Origin of the sequence: Paraburkholderia tropica (assembly GCF_900109265.1) — a bacterium.
Lineage (GTDB): Bacteria > Pseudomonadota > Gammaproteobacteria > Burkholderiales > Burkholderiaceae > Paraburkholderia > Paraburkholderia tropica.
The window spans coordinates 142,949-158,915 of sequence record NZ_FNZM01000012.1 but is presented as its reverse complement, the minus strand read 5'-3'; the positions used below and the strand labels follow the sequence as shown (position 1 = coordinate 158,915).

The window sequence follows — 15,967 nt, the reverse complement described above, 5'->3', positions numbered from 1 at the left end:
AGCGATATTTTACGTTAGCGCAGAGACACCGATTGAAGCTTCCTGCTTGCTCGCTCAGAAATATTAGCCACCGCATCAGTTGGCAAAACGATATCTGCCGCCATAAACCGTTGGAAAAGCCTGTTCGGAAAATCGTGCTCGTTTATGGCGAGTCAAACGTCTCCTGTCGTTCGCAGCACCGTTTCCTCACGAGTTCGACAAGCCAGTCGGCGAATACCTGAAGGCGCCGGGAGAGGTGTTGCCGATGCGGATAAAGCAGCGTGACCGGCATGGGCGCAGCACGATATTCCGGCAGAACCTCAACCAGTTCTCCGGCCTGGAGATGGGTCTCGACGTCGTAAGCGGGGATCTGTATGAGCCCGAGGCCCGACAGGCAACACGCGATATACGCCTCCGCACTGTTGACGGTGACGCGCCCCTTGATCGCGAGCGTCCTCGCCGTGTCGCCCTCAACCCATTCCCACGGCGCGAGCCGGCCGCTGGTTGGAGAGGCGTAACCGATCGGTATGTGCTCGACGAGGTCGTCGGGGCCGCGCGGTACGCCGTGGCGGGCAAGATAGGCAGGGCTGGCGACGTTGATGAGCGTGAGCGCGCCGATCGGACGCGCAATGAGTTCGGATTCGTGAAGCATGCCCACGCGCAGCGCGCAGTCGACTCTTTCTTCGATCAAATCGACGGTTCGATCCGTCGCGCCAATTTCAATGTCGATCTGCGGATACGCATCGAGAAACGCAGGAAGCGCTGGCGCAACGATCAAGCGACCAATGCGCCCGGGCATATCGACACGTAAGGTACCGGCGGAGGCGAAGTCCGCCGAACGGAACAGATGTTCCGTTTCCTCTACATCGGCGATCAGTCGCTGGCAGCGTTCGTAGAAGGCCGCGCCGTCCTGGGTTGTGGTGACCTTGCGTGTGGTGCGGTTCAGCAAACGCGTACCGACGCGGTTTTCCAGTTCCTGAATGGCGGCCGATACGGACGAGCGAGGCATGCCGAGCGTATCCGCGGCGCGCGTGAAGTTCGCACATTCCACGACGCGGGTGAAAACACGAAACAGATCGATACGGTCCATGTTCGCCGATTAGCCAGAGCGCATTCGATAGGGGAAGTCGACGCCAATAATTGGTCGCGATTTCTGACTGATGCATCCAGAAATACAGGCTTTATAGACCATAAATCGAACTATACCATTCGCTATCGAGTGACTGCATCGGGCGGTCACGCAGATCGGAGCGGCAGAATGGCAAACCATGAAATCCACGGTAAAACGGTGCTGATTGCAGGGGGGGCGAAGAACCTCGGTGGCCTCATCGCGCGGGACCTCGCCAGTCACGGTGCGAAGGCAGTCGTCATTCATTACAACAGCGCGAGCACGAAGCAAGCTGCGGAGGAAACGGTTGCCGCCGTCAAGCAAGCCGGCGCCGCGGCCATTGCACTGCAGGCGGACCTGACGAGTGCCGCAGCGGTGGAGACACTGTTTGCGGATGCGATTGCCGCGGTTGGGCGTCCGGACATTGCGATCAACACCGTGGGGAAGGTGCTGAAGAAGCCTTTCACGGAGATCAGCGAGGCGGAATACGACGAGATGTCGGCGGTCAATTCGAAATCCGCATTTTTCTTCTTGCGCGAAGCAGGCCGCCACGTGAATGACAACGGGAAAATCGTCACGCTCGTGACATCGCTGCTGGGCGCATTCACGCCGTTTTACGCTGCTTACGCGGGCACGAAGGCGCCGGTCGAGCATTTCACGCGCGCGGCCGCGCAGGAGTTTGGCGCGCGTGGAATTTCGGTGACAGCGGTCGGGCCTGGCCCGATGGACACGCCGTTCTTCTATCCGGCTGAAGGCGCGGACGCCGTTGCTTATCACAAAACGGCCGCGGCACTGTCGAAGCTCTCGAAGACGGGCTTGACGGATATTCAGGACGTCGTGCCGTTCATTCGTCATCTCGTGAGCGATGGCTGGTGGATCACTGGCCAGACTATTCTGATCAACGGCGGGTACACCACGAAGTAAGTCGCCGGCGCGCCGGGACGCATCCTCCCGGCGTGCGCACGCTTGCACGAAAGATGACGTCAGCGTAAATGGCGAGGTAGTATTCGATGAAATCAGAAACTGCCTTCATCGAATAATGCAGTCGACATAAAAATGGCCAAACTCGGGATCCCTGCCGCTGTCGTGGTGCTGGCATTGCTGTGCGTTGGCATCGCGTCGCCGGGCCGCGCGCAAACGCCGGCCATCCCGACTGCCTCCACACCGGCTCCGGGCACTGAGCGCGATGCCGAGCGGCGGGAAACCATTGCGCGCGTCATCACGGGCATTATTCGTTTTACACATTGGCCTGTTTCGTCGGACAAACTCCGCGTATGTCTGATGGGTGAAGAGGCCGATATGGCGCGACTGGCGCCGTCGATTCGCGATCAGGGAGCCGGCTTGGCGCCACCGTTGTCGGTGACGACGCAAGCGAATCTTTCTGGCAGCGCGCAACCCCAAGCCGACTGCAACGTCATTTATTTCGCATCACGATCCGTACTCGATGATGCCGACCGCCATGCCTTTTTTCGCCGCGTGGCGGACCGTCCCATATTGACGGTCGGCGCGCTTCCCGTCGCATGCGATATGGGTGCGATGTTCTGCCTGAAAGCCGAACAGGATCCCGCTTTATTCGGTGCGAATCTGGATGCGATTTCTCGCAGCGGCTTGCACGTCGATCCCAAAGTATTGTTGCTGGCGCGCCGGCCCGGGAGCGCGAAATGAGCAGAGCAAGGCATGAACCGGAAAAGGGGCATACGCCTATCCCGCTCGCAAAGGCCTTGCGCCGGGCGCACGTTTTGAGCGTTGCGGTCGTCGTGATCGTATCGAATGTCTTGCTGATGAGCGGTGGCTTGATCGAATTGCGTCATATTGCAATCGAGAATATGTCGCTGACGGCGAGTTCGATCGCCTACACGCTGGAAGCGGCCGTCGTCTTCCATGACCGGGCAGCCGCGATGGATATCGTGAAGCGCATTGCCACTGCGAACGCAGTGGAAACGGTTGATGTGCTCGATGGCAATGGCGCGCCGTTTGTGTCCTGGCGCGACGCCACCGACGCTGCCGGTGCGGCGCCCTTGCCGATATTCGCTTCCTTCTATCACGCATTAGGACCCAGCCAGATCACCGTTCCGGTCGTCAGCGGTCAACAGAAAGTAGGCGAAGTACGTCTGCGTGGCCGTCCCGACCGCGAAGTGGCATTCATTCTCTCAAGCGCGGCGTGGATTCTGCTGTGCGTGGCCGTGAGCATTCCTGGCATGCTGGCGCTCTCGCACCGGATGTTCAAGGCCATCGTGGAGCCGCTTGGCAATCTCGCCAATGTCACGCGACAGGTTCGCCTGGTGCGCGCGTGGAACCAGCGCGTTCCGCGCTCGCGGCTCACGGAAATCAACGATCTCGCCACGGACTTCAACGCCTTGCTGGAGGAGTTGCAGGTCTGGGAGGCGCGGATGCAAACCGAACAGGCGACGCTGAGCCATCGCGCCGCGCATGACAGCCTGACGGGTTTGCCGAACCGGTCATTTTTTACCGATCGATTCGAAGTCTTGTTACAGGGGGCAGCCGCGACGCACGGACGGCTCGCGGTGCTCTACGTGGACTGCAACGATTTCAAGGTCATCAACGACGAATATGGCCACGATGCGGGCGATGATGTGCTGAAAGCGCTGGCTTCGCGCATGCGTTCGAGCGTGCGCGTCAATGACATGGTCGCTCGCCTTGGCGGCGATGAGTTTGTGATCGTGCTATCGCCCATCACGGATGTTCAGGAACCGCAGCAGATTGCGTTATCCATCGCGCAGGCGATGGCCGACCCGATTCACATCGGCAACGCCAGGACCGTCACAGCGTCGGTGAGCGTGGGCATTGCGGTCTATCCGGAAGATGGCCTGGACAGTGCGGGCTTGACGCGGGCCGCGGATCGCGCGATGTACGAAATGAAGCAGCGCAAGCCCACAAGGCAGCTTGGCGCGGCCTCGCACAGCGAAGGGCAAGACAACCAACGGGAAGACCCGCCGGCGGCGTCGCACACCGGCTCGAAGGCTGGCGCGCAAGCAGACCAGACTGCATCCATTCCACCCTTTATCGATTCGTTCAACTCCCCGGCGAACTAATATGCATGGTATGCAACACAATTTTCGCGCAATCGTTGCGGCGAAGGTGATCCGGTTCTTCGGTTTAATGAGCATCGTGAGCGTGGCATTCACGCTTGCGGCCTGCCAGACAGCGGCCAAGGAAACGGGATTCAGTCAGGCACAGATTGCCGTCTTGCAGTCCGAGGGCTTCGTGCAAACCGACGAAGGCTGGACGCTTGGGTTATCGGCGAAACTGCTTTTTCCCACTGACGACGCGGAACTCAGTTCGCAAAGCCGCGAAGTGGTGAAAAAACTGGCGTCGTCGCTCAAGTCCGTGGGATTGACGCATCTGCGCGTACTGGGTTTCACCGATTCGGTGGGCAGCGACGCGTATAACGATCTGCTGTCACAGAAACGGGCTGACTCCGTCACGAACGAGATGGTGGCTTCGGGCATTCCGCGCGAAGGCGTTGTTGCACAAGGCATGGGCAAGCGACACCCTATTGCCGATAACAGCAGTGCGCAAGGGCGCGCACAGAACCGGCGGGTAAGCGTTGTGGTGCAGAGCGAGTAGCGGTATTGCCCGCAAAGCATGCTCGTATCTCTCCGTACTACGCGGGCTGCGGCGAGACGCCCGGATTGGCCGCCACAAACGCGGCCAGCGCCTGGATGGGCATGGGTTTGCCGAAGACCCACCCTTGTGCGAACTGCACGCCGGCCGCACGCAGAATGTCGCGTTGTTCGACAGTCTCAACGCCTTCCGCAATCATCTGCAGATTCAGCGAGTGTGCCATTTCGATGATGTGCATCGTCACCTGGCGCGTGGGGGCGGTCGTGGCAATGGAATCGACGAACATTCTGTCGATTTTCAGAAAATCGAGTTTGTACGTGGCGAGATAAGACAAACTCGAATTCCCTGTGCCGAAGTCATCAATCGCGACTTTGAATCCCTGTGCGCGCACGTTCAGCAATACGTCCGTTGCCTGCTCCGGATTCATGAAGCCGCGCTCCGTTGCTTCGATAACGATGTTCTCCGGCAGTGCATTCATCGCGGCAAGCATGTCATTGAGCTTGGCAGGCGTCTCCGCAGAGTTCAAATCGGCTGCGGAGACGTTGATCGCAATATGCAGATCCGGATGGTTCTTGATCAGCAGCGAGGCATCACGCGCTACCAGTTCAATGACTTTCTGTGTGATATTGACGATCAGGTTGCTCGCCTCCGCAACCGGAATGAATTCAGATGGGCCAACCGGTCTTCCGTCACGGCGCTTCCAGCGGATCAGTGCTTCGGCTCCGACGCATCGAAGCGTACGTAAATCCATGACGGGTTGATAAAGCAGATAGAACTCGTCGTTTTTCAACGCGATCTTGATCTGATTCGACAAAGAGAAGTATCTGCCAATCGCAATCCAGCTGAGCAATGCCAACAAGGCACCGATCAGCACGGAGAGCGGAATCGCGCTGCGCGCAGGTCCGTCCGATAGCGTTTGCCACCACGTCACGGGCATCGATGCAAAAATCACGTCGCTTTCTTTTTCTGTGCGCACGGCGACAACGAGTCGATTTTTATCGACAAAATGGGTGTCCCCTTGCTGGAATCGGCGTGTCCATGCCGGGTCGTAATAGCCGTGAGAGCGGACCACGGATTGCGATGGGAAACTGATGTGCGAAAATGACACCGACGACGTTTCCGGCAGGATATCGAGCACGACGCCCGGCGCAATGAAAATGGCATCGTTGCCTCGCGCATTGACGTTGAACGTTGTGCCCGGCAAGGACGGCAGATTAACGGCGCTCCACGATTTCATCCCGCTCGAATCGATTCGTTCCGGGTGGCCCAATGGTTGGCGTTGCGCCAGATTTGTCATCGTGGCGCACCGGAGCGCGCCATCGGCGAGGTAGCCCATGCCTTTGAGCATCGGCTTTGTCGCAATGATGTTTCGCATGCGAGCCAATTCACGCTCTGAGCAAGGGTCTTGCGCAGTGGCAACAGTTGTCGATCCAGAACGCCGCGCGCTTTGTACCTCGCTCAGTGCGCGCATCACTTCGTCGCGCGTTTCGGACGAGCGTCGGCCAATATCGGTCGCCAGCGCATTCAGGTGCTGCACTTGCGCCTGTCGTCCGGCGAGCCAGGTCAATGTCACCCCGAGGGCAACGGGCAGCGCCATCGAAACGGTTGCCGCGAGCAATGATGCAATCCAATATTTTGTACCGGAGGCCACGTTTACCCCGCTCTAACATATGGAATTACCTGCGCCCGACTGTTGACCAGTGTAAGCGTTCGTCAGTCAAACGCGATTCTGAATCTCGGCCCTTAACAATAGTTAACGAATCTCGGGAGCCGGCGGTTTGGCCGGGTTTCGCATGGGGCTTATCAGTGGCGTAGCGGGAACACCGCGCGCAGATTAACCGGGAATGCGGTTGTGATGGCGTCAGCGACGGTGAAGAGCCCATCAGGGCTTGCTTGCCGTGAACGGCGCGTGAAGTTCATTGACTCGAGAAATGCCGATGAGAGATTGGGACGACGAAACCGAAGAGGAAGAAGCGCCGCCGCTGGTTGGACCGCAGCGGCCTTCGGCGCGCTCTGTCAATTTTTGGCCTAAGGGATCGCGCGGTCTTGACCGCATGGACCAGCAGGCGGCAGAGGCGCGCGCGCAAGTGCTCTTCGGCACGGCATGGGCAAAAGATCCGCTGGAGAAGGGCAGAATAGACGGGATTGGCTTCGCCGGTAATGGTGTAAGGCGGCTGCCAGACGACCGTGCTTCGTCGACGTTCAAGCTGGTGCCCTCGGAGTTTCTTCGGCGTGCGCAAAAGATGCGGCCGGAGAAACCAGAAGCGACAGTTTCGGCATTCTCACAGTGGATTTATTCGCTCTACGGCCAGGCGTTTGGCGACGATGAAGACCGCGAGCGCGGGAAGGCGATGGAGCAGGAGATTCTCGAGAGGAGGGCAAAGGCAGCCTGTTGCGTCAACAACGGATTTCTGCGCAGCATTGATTCGGATTGGCGTCTGATTCACAACGGTTTGCATGTGCGCGATAGAGATCATGTGGACTACTTCACCATCGATAGTTTGAACGTCAATGGTGAGCCACTGCGCGCGTCTCCGGATCTGGTCTACTGCAACCAGCGGTTTTCAGAGGTCATCATCGTCGAGATCAAGTATTCAAGAATGCAGATTCCGGCGAATCTTTGGCCCAATATTTGGGGGCAACTCTGGTGCTACGCCCAGATCGACGTCGCACGGAACGCCAGCAGCCTCACTGCCGTTGGTGAGGTGTGGGGAGAAAGTTGGACGAGGGGGTACGGACGAGGGCGCAACTACACGCCAGGTGTGCCACTCGTGAGTTTGCGCGCATCGGTGCGCCGGGACCCGCGTTCGGCCGCGTATGACCGGTTCTTTCGGGCGCTCTTCGAGATCTATGGTGGTCGTGGCGGGACTGTATAACTGACGAAACGCCGTCTTGATGTTGCGGCTCCGCGTTCGTTCATTGAAGGCGGCAAATTCAAGGCGGTCGACAGCAGCGCCAACACCTTTGCGCCAACGAAATCGATGGGCGGCAAGCGGCGTCGAGAAAAGTACCCGGCGTGACTTGCGGCGCTCGCAACGGCGCCGTACGCGCCGATTTTTTCAAATAGCGCTTGATTGCAGGCACGAAACCGGCAAAGTGCCACGAAAAGCAGTGGCACGGAGCAGCAGTCACGACTGCATGGCGTCCTTATAAATGAGTCCGTCTTTCATGATCATTTTCAGATTCCGGTCCGGATCCGCTAGAAGGGCGATGTTTTGAAGCGGATCGCCATCGACGACAAGAAGATCGGCCCACGCCCCGGGTTCAAGCACCCCGAGCCTCGCCGGATAAGGATTGCGCTTCCCCGACATGGCGAGCAACTCGCCGTTCGTTGACGTCGCCATGCGCAGCGCCTGCGAACCGGAATACCAGCGGGTGAGGTGCCCGATCATGGTTCCCTGGCGCGTCGCGAGGGCCTGCGAAAAAATCAGGTCCGTTCCGAATGCGACCTTGAGTCCGTGCTTGCGCGCGAGCTTGTACGTATTGTCCGTCCCCGCGGTGACTTCCATGAATTTTTCTCTGCCCGACGGGGGCAATGGGGCCACGTCTTCTTCGGTCAGGAAGGGCTGGGTGCTCAACCAGGTCCCGTTCTTCGCCATGGCTTCGGCGGTCCTGTCATCGATGAGATGGCCGTGCTCGATGCATTGAACGCCGGCGGCAAGCGATCGTTGCACGGCTTCGGGCGTGTAGGCATGCACGAGCACGTATGTTCCCCAGTCCGCTGCCGTTTCAACAGCCGCTCGCAGTTGCGGTTCGGTGAACGTCAGCATGTCGAGCGGGCTGCGCGGCGTGGACACGCCACCGCATCCCACCAGCTTGATCTGCGTGGCGCCCTGCATGAACTGCTCGCGCACGCGCAAACGGACTTCGTCTGCCGTATCGGCAATCGCGCTGCCGCCTGTTCTCTCCACCGCGCTGATCTGGCCAGTCGTGCGCGGTATGTCGGTGAGGAGGCGGAAATCGCCGTGCCCACCCGTCGTGGTGATCATCGCGCCGGACGGGTAGATGCGCGGGCCGCTGATCAGGCCCGTGTCGATGGCTTGCTTGAGCGCGAAAGCGGGCCCGCCCGCATCGCGGACAGTCGTGAAGCCTCGCAACAGGGTGCGCTGAGCTTCGGCGCCGGCAGCGAGGAACAGGAAGCTCATGTCCGCCTGCAGGATGGTCTGGATGGGGACCGCGGCAAGCAAGGAGTGCCAGTGCATGTCGATGAGCCCTGGCATGATCACCTTGCCCGCGCAGTCCACCGTCCTGGCCGAGCTGGATGCCGGCGGCTGGCCTCTTTCGAGCTTCGAAATCCGTTTTCCCTCAACGATAAGATACATCCCGTCGACGAGCGAAGCAGACTTGCCGTCGAACAGCCGGAAGTTCGTGAAGGTAGTGACAGGCGATGAGGCCGGCGGGCTGGCGTTGCCCTGCGCCAGTGCGAATTCGGGCACAACGGTAACGAGCATTGCAGCGGCCATGTCCGCCAGGAAACCACGTCGCGCCAGATCCGCGCCGATGCGCCGGTTCGCATACTGCGCCAGTGCCTTGTTGCAAAAGCAGGAGTACGGCAGGTTTGCAGTCGTTACACCGCGAAACTTTCCTGATGGCATGGCCATGCCCTCCTGAGTCGTCTTCACGGACCAGAGCCAGATCGTCGAGTCGTGCCGATGCGCCGTCTGCACAATCTGCTCGCGCGTTACGGCGCATGTTACGACACATTCTTTGCGCGTCGCGAATGCGTGTCCGGCGTTTCAGTGTGGCGTGCTTGGCGGTCGCATTTCTGGCGCACCGGTTAGCCGCGCAAGATGCGCCGATATTCGCACGACATTGCCAGTCTGAAATCTCTCTCTGACGCCGCAAACGTGAACACCCGCGGCTGATGGGGGCAAGCCAGGCGAATTCGTAAAGTCAGATTCCCGGCCGCCTTTGGTGCCGAGACTCTGAGCCAGCGGTGTTTTCTTCGTCGATGGTTACCTTCTAAAGGCGCATCATTTTCTCTCAGATTCTATTTTTTTCACTGCCTCGAGCATCGGTTGATGCTTCGAGTCGAAAATAGCGCAGTTAAATAACAATTTCAAATCTTTGTTCGCAGATTTAAATCGCAAACGTTTGCCTTTCTGCTTCGGCGCGAAAATTAACCGTTTTGCATTAAAAGTCACCGGGGCGGCGAGACGTCGATTCGTCGCCGGTTAAAGGGCGCTGATGACCGGATCGCCAAGGTCATCACATTCATTCGTTTTCACGGAGATCGCGGCGCTTTGCTCTACGACCTGTTCAACAGCCGGGCCATGCTGCGGTTGACCCAGCACCACCGCTGCGAACCCATCGGCGAACAGCGCATTGAATACATCAACGTGCCGACCCAGACGTGATGTCGCGGTTTGCGTGACAGTTTCTTCGTAATCCATATTATCTGGTCCCGGCAAATGATACGAGGACGAATCAGCGGCTTGTGACTCAGGCGAATCAAATCAGTAAGCAGCGGCCGACAACCGATAGCGGATAATTCGCGGCGTGCCAGCCGTGAAGGCAAATCCTGTCCGGCTTGCGAGCGGATGGTCGGCTGAAGGCGTCACAACTCTGCCCAGATCGAAGAAGCCGCTCACGGGCTCCACGCCCAGCGCGAAATTACGGCTGGCCCAAGGCGCGTAATTGCGGCCGCCGTTACTGATCCAGAGCACGGCGTCCGGAAAATCGTCGGTGTTCCAGTCGAGCTTGACTTCCGCCCGGTCAACGGGGTAACGCAGCACGAAGGGCGGTTGGCAAGCCTCCAGCTGCACGAGCTCCTCGGTTTGCTGCGGTAACGGCAGACGCGATACATCGAACGATCCCTCGCAGGTGTCCAGCTTCGTCAGCGAATCGAAACGCCGATTGCGCAGAATCTGCGAAAACTCCGGCTCGATGGCGACCGGATACGTATGGACGGCGCGATACGGGCATGCCAGCACCTCGACACCTTCCGGCGGCACCGCGAAAGTCGGATGGAGGGCGAATGGCAGCGTCACGTCATGCCGCACATGGACCGTCAGGGTGACGGTCAAGGACGCTGCGTGCGGGTGCGCTTCGACGAGCCGTTCGAGATAGTCGATCGCGCTTTCAGGCGGATAGTCGATGCGTAGCTTGATCGCGTGCGCCGTCTGCTCGACGCATCGCCACATATGATTCGAGCTGTAGCCGTGCCGCCATTCGTCGTCGGCCACCTTGGACGCGAAGCCTTCCGGAAGACCGGGCGGCGCGTCGGTCGTCCCGAACGGCAGGCAAGGCCACTCGCCGCGCAGCGCGCGCAGGAGGCCGGGCCACTCCGGATCGTCTCCCCACGGCGCGACATGCAGCGGAGAGACGCTGCGTCCCGCGCCCAGTTCGAATCGCACCGGCGCGAGCATGCCGCCGAGGGCTTGGACCGTCGCCACGCCGTGCGGCCACTTCAAGGTCCAGCGTTCGTTGTCCAGCGTCGTTGCGTCTTCCACGTTCGTCTCCTCGCACAGAGCGTTTTCAATGCCCGATGCGGATCGCGGTCTTGTCGAAGAACGCCCGATCCAGTTCGAAGCCGAGGCCGGGTCGGTCGGGCACATCGAGCCATCCGTTTCGCTGTTCGAGAGGCTGCGTGACCAGTGCCGTCCTGAACGGATGCGATGACGTATCGTATTCGAACAACGGTTGATCGGCGTACAGCGCATAGTGCGTGTCCGGCGTCGCGGCGATCATGTGCAGCGAAGCGTACTGCCCGACGGCGGTGCCCCAAACGTGCGGATTGACCTTCACGCCGTGAACCTGCGCGAGCGCGTTGATATGCCTGAGCGCGGTGAAGCCGCCGGCGAGACAGATATCGGGCTGCGCGATATCGACTGCGCCGGCCGCGAACAGATCGTGAAATCCATACATCGAAAACTCGGCTTCGCCGCCGGCGATCGGCGTGTCGATCGCATCGCGCACGCGGCGATAGCCCGCGAGATCTTCGGGAACGACCGGCTCTTCGAGCCAGCGCAGACGCATCGCGTCGAGCGCCCGCCCGAGACGGATCGCTTCGTTCGCACTGTATGCGTGATTGACGTCGACCATGAGCTGCGTCTCGGGCGCCAGCGTGTCGCGTATGGCGTGCATGACCGCGATATCGTCATTCAGACCGAAGCCCAGTTTGACCTTCATGATCGAGAAGCCGGCGCTTTCGTGACGCTTCGCTTCGGCGGCCATCGCGGCGGATTGCCCTTGTCCCTCGGGGCGGAAAAAGCCGGTCGCGTAGCACTGCACACGTTGGCGGAACGCGCCGCCCAGCAGTTGCCATACGGGTTGGTTCGCCACCTTGCCGCAGATGTCCCACAGCGCGATATCGACTGCGCTGATGGCGCCCAGCACAACGCCTTTACGGCCAAAGTCGCGCGTGCGGACATACATGTTGTTCCAGAGCACTTCGGTGTCGAGCGGATTCTTTCCGAGCAGCAGCGGCTTGAGCGCGCTTTCGATCACGGTCGCCGCGATTTCGGGCGGTTGCAGGCCGACGCTGAACGTTTCGCCCCAGCCTTCGATGCCGTCGGTGGTGCGGATCCGCACGACGGTGGTTGAGCGGCCCGTCACCCATCCTTGCGAATAGGCGAACGGTTTGTCCAGTGCGGTCTTGAGCACATAGGTGTCGACGCTTTCGATTTTCAACATGAGTGACCTTCCTTGCAATGCATTCGATAAATGGCGCAGCGTCTTGTTGCCGATGGTTTTCGTCGATGCGCTCAACCGACGACATAACCGCCGTCGACGGCCAGCGTGGCGCCCGTGATGTAACGCGAAGCGGGCGTCGACAGAAAGATCGCCGCGCCGACGAGGTCGTCGGCTTCGCCCCAGCGCTTGAGCGCGGTCCGGTCGGCAATCTTCGTCGCGGCGTGCGGTTCGCTCCATAGCCCGTGCGTCATGGCGGTGCGGTGATAGCCGGGCGCGATGGCGTTCACGCGCACGCCGTCGCGCCCATGCCGGTGCGCCAGCGCGCGCGTCAAGCCGAGAATGCCGCTCTTGCTGGCGCAATAGGCGGGGACTTCCTCGTCGGCGAGATAACTGAGCATCGAGGCGATATTGATGATCGTGCCTTGCGAGCGCTTCAGGAGCGACATCATGGCGCTCGACAGGCGCATCGCGCTGACGAGGTTGATGTCCATGACGTTCAGGAAAGTTGCGTCGTCGTATTCGTCGCCGGGCCGCGAAATGCCTTGAGAGTTCACGAGAATATCGAGGCGTTCGAATCGTTCGGCAAATGCGGTAATCGACGCCGGCGAAGTCACATTCAGGCTGTCGAATTCGAGCCGGTCGGTGGCGCGTTCCCGTTTGAGTTGCGCGATTTTTTCGGCGGAGCTGCCGGTCGCCGTCACGCGTGCGCCGAGGCCGGCCAGGCCGCGAGAAATTTCCAGACCGATGCCACTCGTTCCGCCCGAAACCAGCGCGGTCTTGCCGGCCAGCAAATCGGGCGCGAAGCAGGAGAGAATATCGTTCATAACGTATTTACACCTTAGGGATCCTGATCATAGGGAAGCGATCGAACGTAGGGTGTCGATCGACGCAACCGTTTAAAGCGCGGGCATCAGCGCGGCGTCGGCGGGCGTGCTCCGGTGTGCGGGGAGTGCGCCGGGCAGCGTCTCGCCCATCATCAGCGCCACGCCGCGATCGGCGACGGCGTAAGTCGTGGCCACCGTGTTGCCGCTGATGATGGTGGGCCACGACGACGTGTCGAACACGCGCAGGCCCGCGATGCCACGCACCGTCATGTCGTTGCGCAAGACGGCCATCGGGTCGTTGTCCGCGCCCATGCGCGCCGTGCCCGCCGGGTGATAGACGGTCTTGACGGTGCGTCTGCAATGCTCGGCCAGGGCTGCGTCCGAGGCCGCGCAAGCGTGCGTGACGGCCTGCTCGTCGGGCAGCACGATCCGGTCGACCATCGCGGCGAGCGGACCTTCGCGCATGATTTGCGCGGCGCGGCGCAGTCCTGCAATCGACAGGCGCAGGTCGTCGGGATGCTCGAGATAGTTGGGATAGACGATAGGCGTGGCGCTCGGGTCGGACGTTTGCAGCGTGACCCGGCCACGGCTTTTCGGGCGCATCACGCAACTGTTGAGCGTAAAGCCGTAGGCCGCCTTGGTCGACGTCACGTCCGGGTCGAGATAGACGGTCGGCAGGCAGAACATCTGGATCGACGGCGCGCCGGATGTATCGTCGGGATTGAAGAATGCACCGGCTTCCACGGCGTTCGACGCGACGGGGCCGCTGCGGAACGCGAGATATTGCAGGCCGTTGCGAATCTGGTTCCAGCCGCGGTCCTGACCGAAATAGCCTTGCCGCCCGTTGCAGAATGCGACCACAGGCACTTCATGATGGTCCTGGAGATTTTCTCCCACGCCTGGCAGATCCGCGATCACCGGAATGTTCAGGCGCGCAAGCGCATTGGCCGGGCCGATGCCGGACAGCATCAGCAGCTTGGGCGTCACGAGCGCGCCCGCGGTGAGCACGATCTGATCCGCGAATAGCTGTTCGCGCTGCGTCCCGCTTTGAATTTCGATGCCCTTCGCCACGTTCTGCTCGATCAGAATGCGCGTGACCTGTGCGCCGGTGCGGATCGTCAGGCGTGCATCGTTCATGACCGGCGCGAGGAACGCGTCGACGCCGCTGCACCGGCGTCCCTGAAACGTGGTGGTCTGATAGAAGCCCGTTCCCCGCTGCGTGCCGCTGTTGAAGTCCGGGTTATAGGGCAGGCCGTTCTGTTGCGCCGCGAGCACGAAGGCGCGCGACACGTCGCTCAGATTGGCGCCATCGGAAACCTTCAGCGGGCCGTTCACGCCGTGCGCGGCATTGTTGAAAGTCGAGTTGCTTTCGAGCCGGATGAAATGCGGCAGCAAGGCCTGATAGCGCCACGACTCGTCGCCGGTGAGGGAGACCCAGTCGTCGTAGTCGCGCGCCTGACCGCGAATGTAGACCATCGCGTTGACCGAGCTGCCGCCGCCGAGCACCTTGCCTTGCGGGATCGACGGTTGACGGTCGTTCAGATGCGGATGTTTCGCGCTGCGGTGGAACGTCATGTAGTCGTGATTCGACAGCAGTTTGACGAATCCCGCGGGCATGTGGATGAGCGGATTGCGATCGGGCGCGCCCGCTTCGACGAGCAGCACGCGCGCGCCGTGGTCGCGCACGAGCCGGCCCGCCGTCAGGCATCCTGCCGCGCCCGCGCCGATGACGATGAAATCGTAGTGTGTCGTTGCCTTAGCCATGAATGAAACCCTGGAACTGTTCTGTGATTCAGCCGCCGGCCGGCGCGATTGCCAGGCCGTCGGGGCCGGGCGTTCAGCGGCGTGTTTGCCGCGCCACGCCCGCGAGAATCGCCGCGCCCGCAATCGCAAGGCCTTGAACGATGAGCTTGCCCGACTCGCCCGCGCCGTACGCGTTGAGCACGTTGAACAGCAGCGTCAGCGCGAAGGCAGCCGCGCCGGGGCCGATGAGTCCGCCGCGTCCGCCGCCGAAGGTGATGCCGCCGAGAATCACGCCGGCAATCGAGTTCATCACCACATCCGCGCCGACGCTGGTCGTGCTCACGCCCACATAGCCCGAGAGCAGGAGGCCGCCGCCCGCGGCGAGCAGCCCGGCCGCGACGTGCGAGGCAATGAACACGCCTTCCACCGGCAGCCCGGAAAGCGCCGCCGCGGCCGGATTGCTGCCGACGGCTTTCAGCAGACGCCCGAACACCATGAGGCGCAGCGGAATGGCAAGCAGCACCAGCACGGCGACCCAGAGCACGGTCGCGATCGGCACGATGCCGATCTTCGCGCTGCCGAGCATTTGCACGGAGTCGGGCACCGAGCCGGGACTGCTGCCCGAACTCAGGAATAACACCGTGCCGGTGAGAATCGATGCCATCGCCAGCGTGGCGATGACGGCGGACGCGCGGAACTGCGTGATCAGCAAACCGTTCATGAGACCGACGAGCGCGCCGACGGCGAGCGCACCGGCGATCAGCATGGGCGCCGACAGCTCGTTGAGCGGTGCCGAGGTGATCAGATAGTTGGTGAGGACGAACACGCCGCCGATCGACAGGTCGATCGAGCGGCAGCGCATCACGATCATCTGCGCGGCCACGGCGAGCCCGAGCGGGGCGGCTTGCCGCGCGATGACCATCTGGAACGGCCATTGCAGCAGGACCGGCCTGAAGAACAGGCAGAACAGGAGCAGCGCGACGAGCACGACAATCGACGGCGGCACCACGTTGACGAACTGGCGCACATTGAAGCGCGGCGCCGCGCGCAGAGACAGGTTTCCGGTCTCGGAAGCGTGTTGAGCAGGCATGAT

14 protein-coding genes are annotated in these 15,967 nt (G+C 61.1%); 5 read left to right on the top strand and 9 right to left on the bottom strand.

All coding sequences use genetic code 11. The annotated features are described in order from the left end of the window. Positions 1-142: 142 nt before the first annotated feature. The gene (locus tag BMY06_RS21180) at positions 143-1,069 is read right to left on the bottom strand and encodes a LysR family transcriptional regulator (protein ID WP_074985006.1); all 927 of its coding nucleotides are present in this window, start codon (positions 1,067-1,069) and stop codon (positions 143-145) included. 168 nt (positions 1,070-1,237) lie between these two features. Between BMY06_RS21180 and BMY06_RS21175 the strand changes: the two genes are divergently transcribed. From BMY06_RS21175 to yfiB, 4 genes are all read left to right on the top strand, one after another. After that, positions 1,238-2,011 (top strand): SDR family oxidoreductase, encoded by a 774-nt coding sequence (locus tag BMY06_RS21175; protein WP_074985004.1) that lies wholly within the window; start codon positions 1,238-1,240, stop codon positions 2,009-2,011. A 132-nt stretch (positions 2,012-2,143) separates the two neighbouring features. Then, a complete protein-coding gene (gene yfiR, locus BMY06_RS21170) occupies positions 2,144-2,752 on the top strand; it encodes a regulatory sequestration protein YfiR (protein WP_074985003.1) in 609 nt (202 codons plus the stop codon). Next, complete coding sequence (gene dgcN, locus BMY06_RS21165) at positions 2,749-4,140, top strand: diguanylate cyclase DgcN/YfiN (RefSeq protein WP_080180466.1); 1,392 nt, start codon at positions 2,749-2,751, stop codon at positions 4,138-4,140. Before yfiR ends, dgcN begins: the two co-directional genes overlap by 4 nt. A gap of 46 nt (positions 4,141-4,186) precedes the next feature. Next, on the top strand, positions 4,187-4,675 hold the full coding sequence (gene yfiB / locus BMY06_RS21160; RefSeq protein WP_161495565.1) for an outer membrane lipoprotein YfiB: 489 nt from the start codon (positions 4,187-4,189) through the stop codon (positions 4,673-4,675). A 37-nt stretch (positions 4,676-4,712) separates the two neighbouring features. Here the strand turns inward: yfiB and BMY06_RS21155 are convergent, their stop codons facing one another. Beyond that, positions 4,713-6,290 (bottom strand): EAL domain-containing protein, encoded by a 1,578-nt coding sequence (locus BMY06_RS21155; RefSeq protein WP_080180468.1) that lies wholly within the window; start codon positions 6,288-6,290, stop codon positions 4,713-4,715. 319 nt (positions 6,291-6,609) lie between these two features. Between BMY06_RS21155 and BMY06_RS21150 the strand changes: the two genes are divergently transcribed. Then, positions 6,610-7,548, top strand: a complete 939-nt coding sequence (locus BMY06_RS21150) for a hypothetical protein (protein WP_124263189.1) — start codon at positions 6,610-6,612, stop codon at positions 7,546-7,548. A 252-nt stretch (positions 7,549-7,800) separates the two neighbouring features. Here BMY06_RS21150 and BMY06_RS21145 read toward each other — a convergent pair whose 3' ends face one another. The 7 genes from BMY06_RS21145 to BMY06_RS21120 form a co-directional block, all read right to left on the bottom strand. Beyond that, on the bottom strand, positions 7,801-9,294 hold the full coding sequence (locus BMY06_RS21145; protein ID WP_244144321.1) for a metal-dependent hydrolase family protein: 1,494 nt from the start codon (positions 9,292-9,294) through the stop codon (positions 7,801-7,803). Positions 9,295-9,846: 552 nt separating this feature from the next. Then, positions 9,847-10,065 carry a hypothetical protein gene (locus tag BMY06_RS38840; protein WP_111475076.1) on the bottom strand — a complete coding sequence of 73 codons (219 nt, stop codon included), beginning with the start codon at positions 10,063-10,065 and terminating at the stop codon, positions 9,847-9,849. A 63-nt stretch (positions 10,066-10,128) separates the two neighbouring features. Next, positions 10,129-11,124: an aldose epimerase family protein gene (locus BMY06_RS21140; protein ID WP_074984996.1), complete on the bottom strand. Its 996-nt coding sequence runs from the start codon at positions 11,122-11,124 to the stop codon at positions 10,129-10,131. A gap of 25 nt (positions 11,125-11,149) precedes the next feature. Next, a complete protein-coding gene (locus BMY06_RS21135; RefSeq protein WP_197520316.1) occupies positions 11,150-12,307 on the bottom strand; it encodes a mandelate racemase/muconate lactonizing enzyme family protein in 1,158 nt (385 codons plus the stop codon). A 71-nt stretch (positions 12,308-12,378) separates the two neighbouring features. Continuing rightward, on the bottom strand, positions 12,379-13,131 hold the full coding sequence (locus BMY06_RS21130) for an SDR family NAD(P)-dependent oxidoreductase (protein WP_065059090.1): 753 nt from the start codon (positions 13,129-13,131) through the stop codon (positions 12,379-12,381). Between the two features lie 72 nt (positions 13,132-13,203). Beyond that, positions 13,204-14,895, bottom strand: coding sequence for a GMC family oxidoreductase (locus BMY06_RS21125; protein ID WP_074984994.1), 1,692 nt, complete (start codon positions 14,893-14,895; stop codon positions 13,204-13,206). 73 nt (positions 14,896-14,968) lie between these two features. Continuing rightward, a complete protein-coding gene (locus BMY06_RS21120) occupies positions 14,969-15,964 on the bottom strand; it encodes an ABC transporter permease (RefSeq protein ID WP_080180469.1) in 996 nt (331 codons plus the stop codon). Positions 15,965-15,967 lie beyond the last annotated feature (3 nt).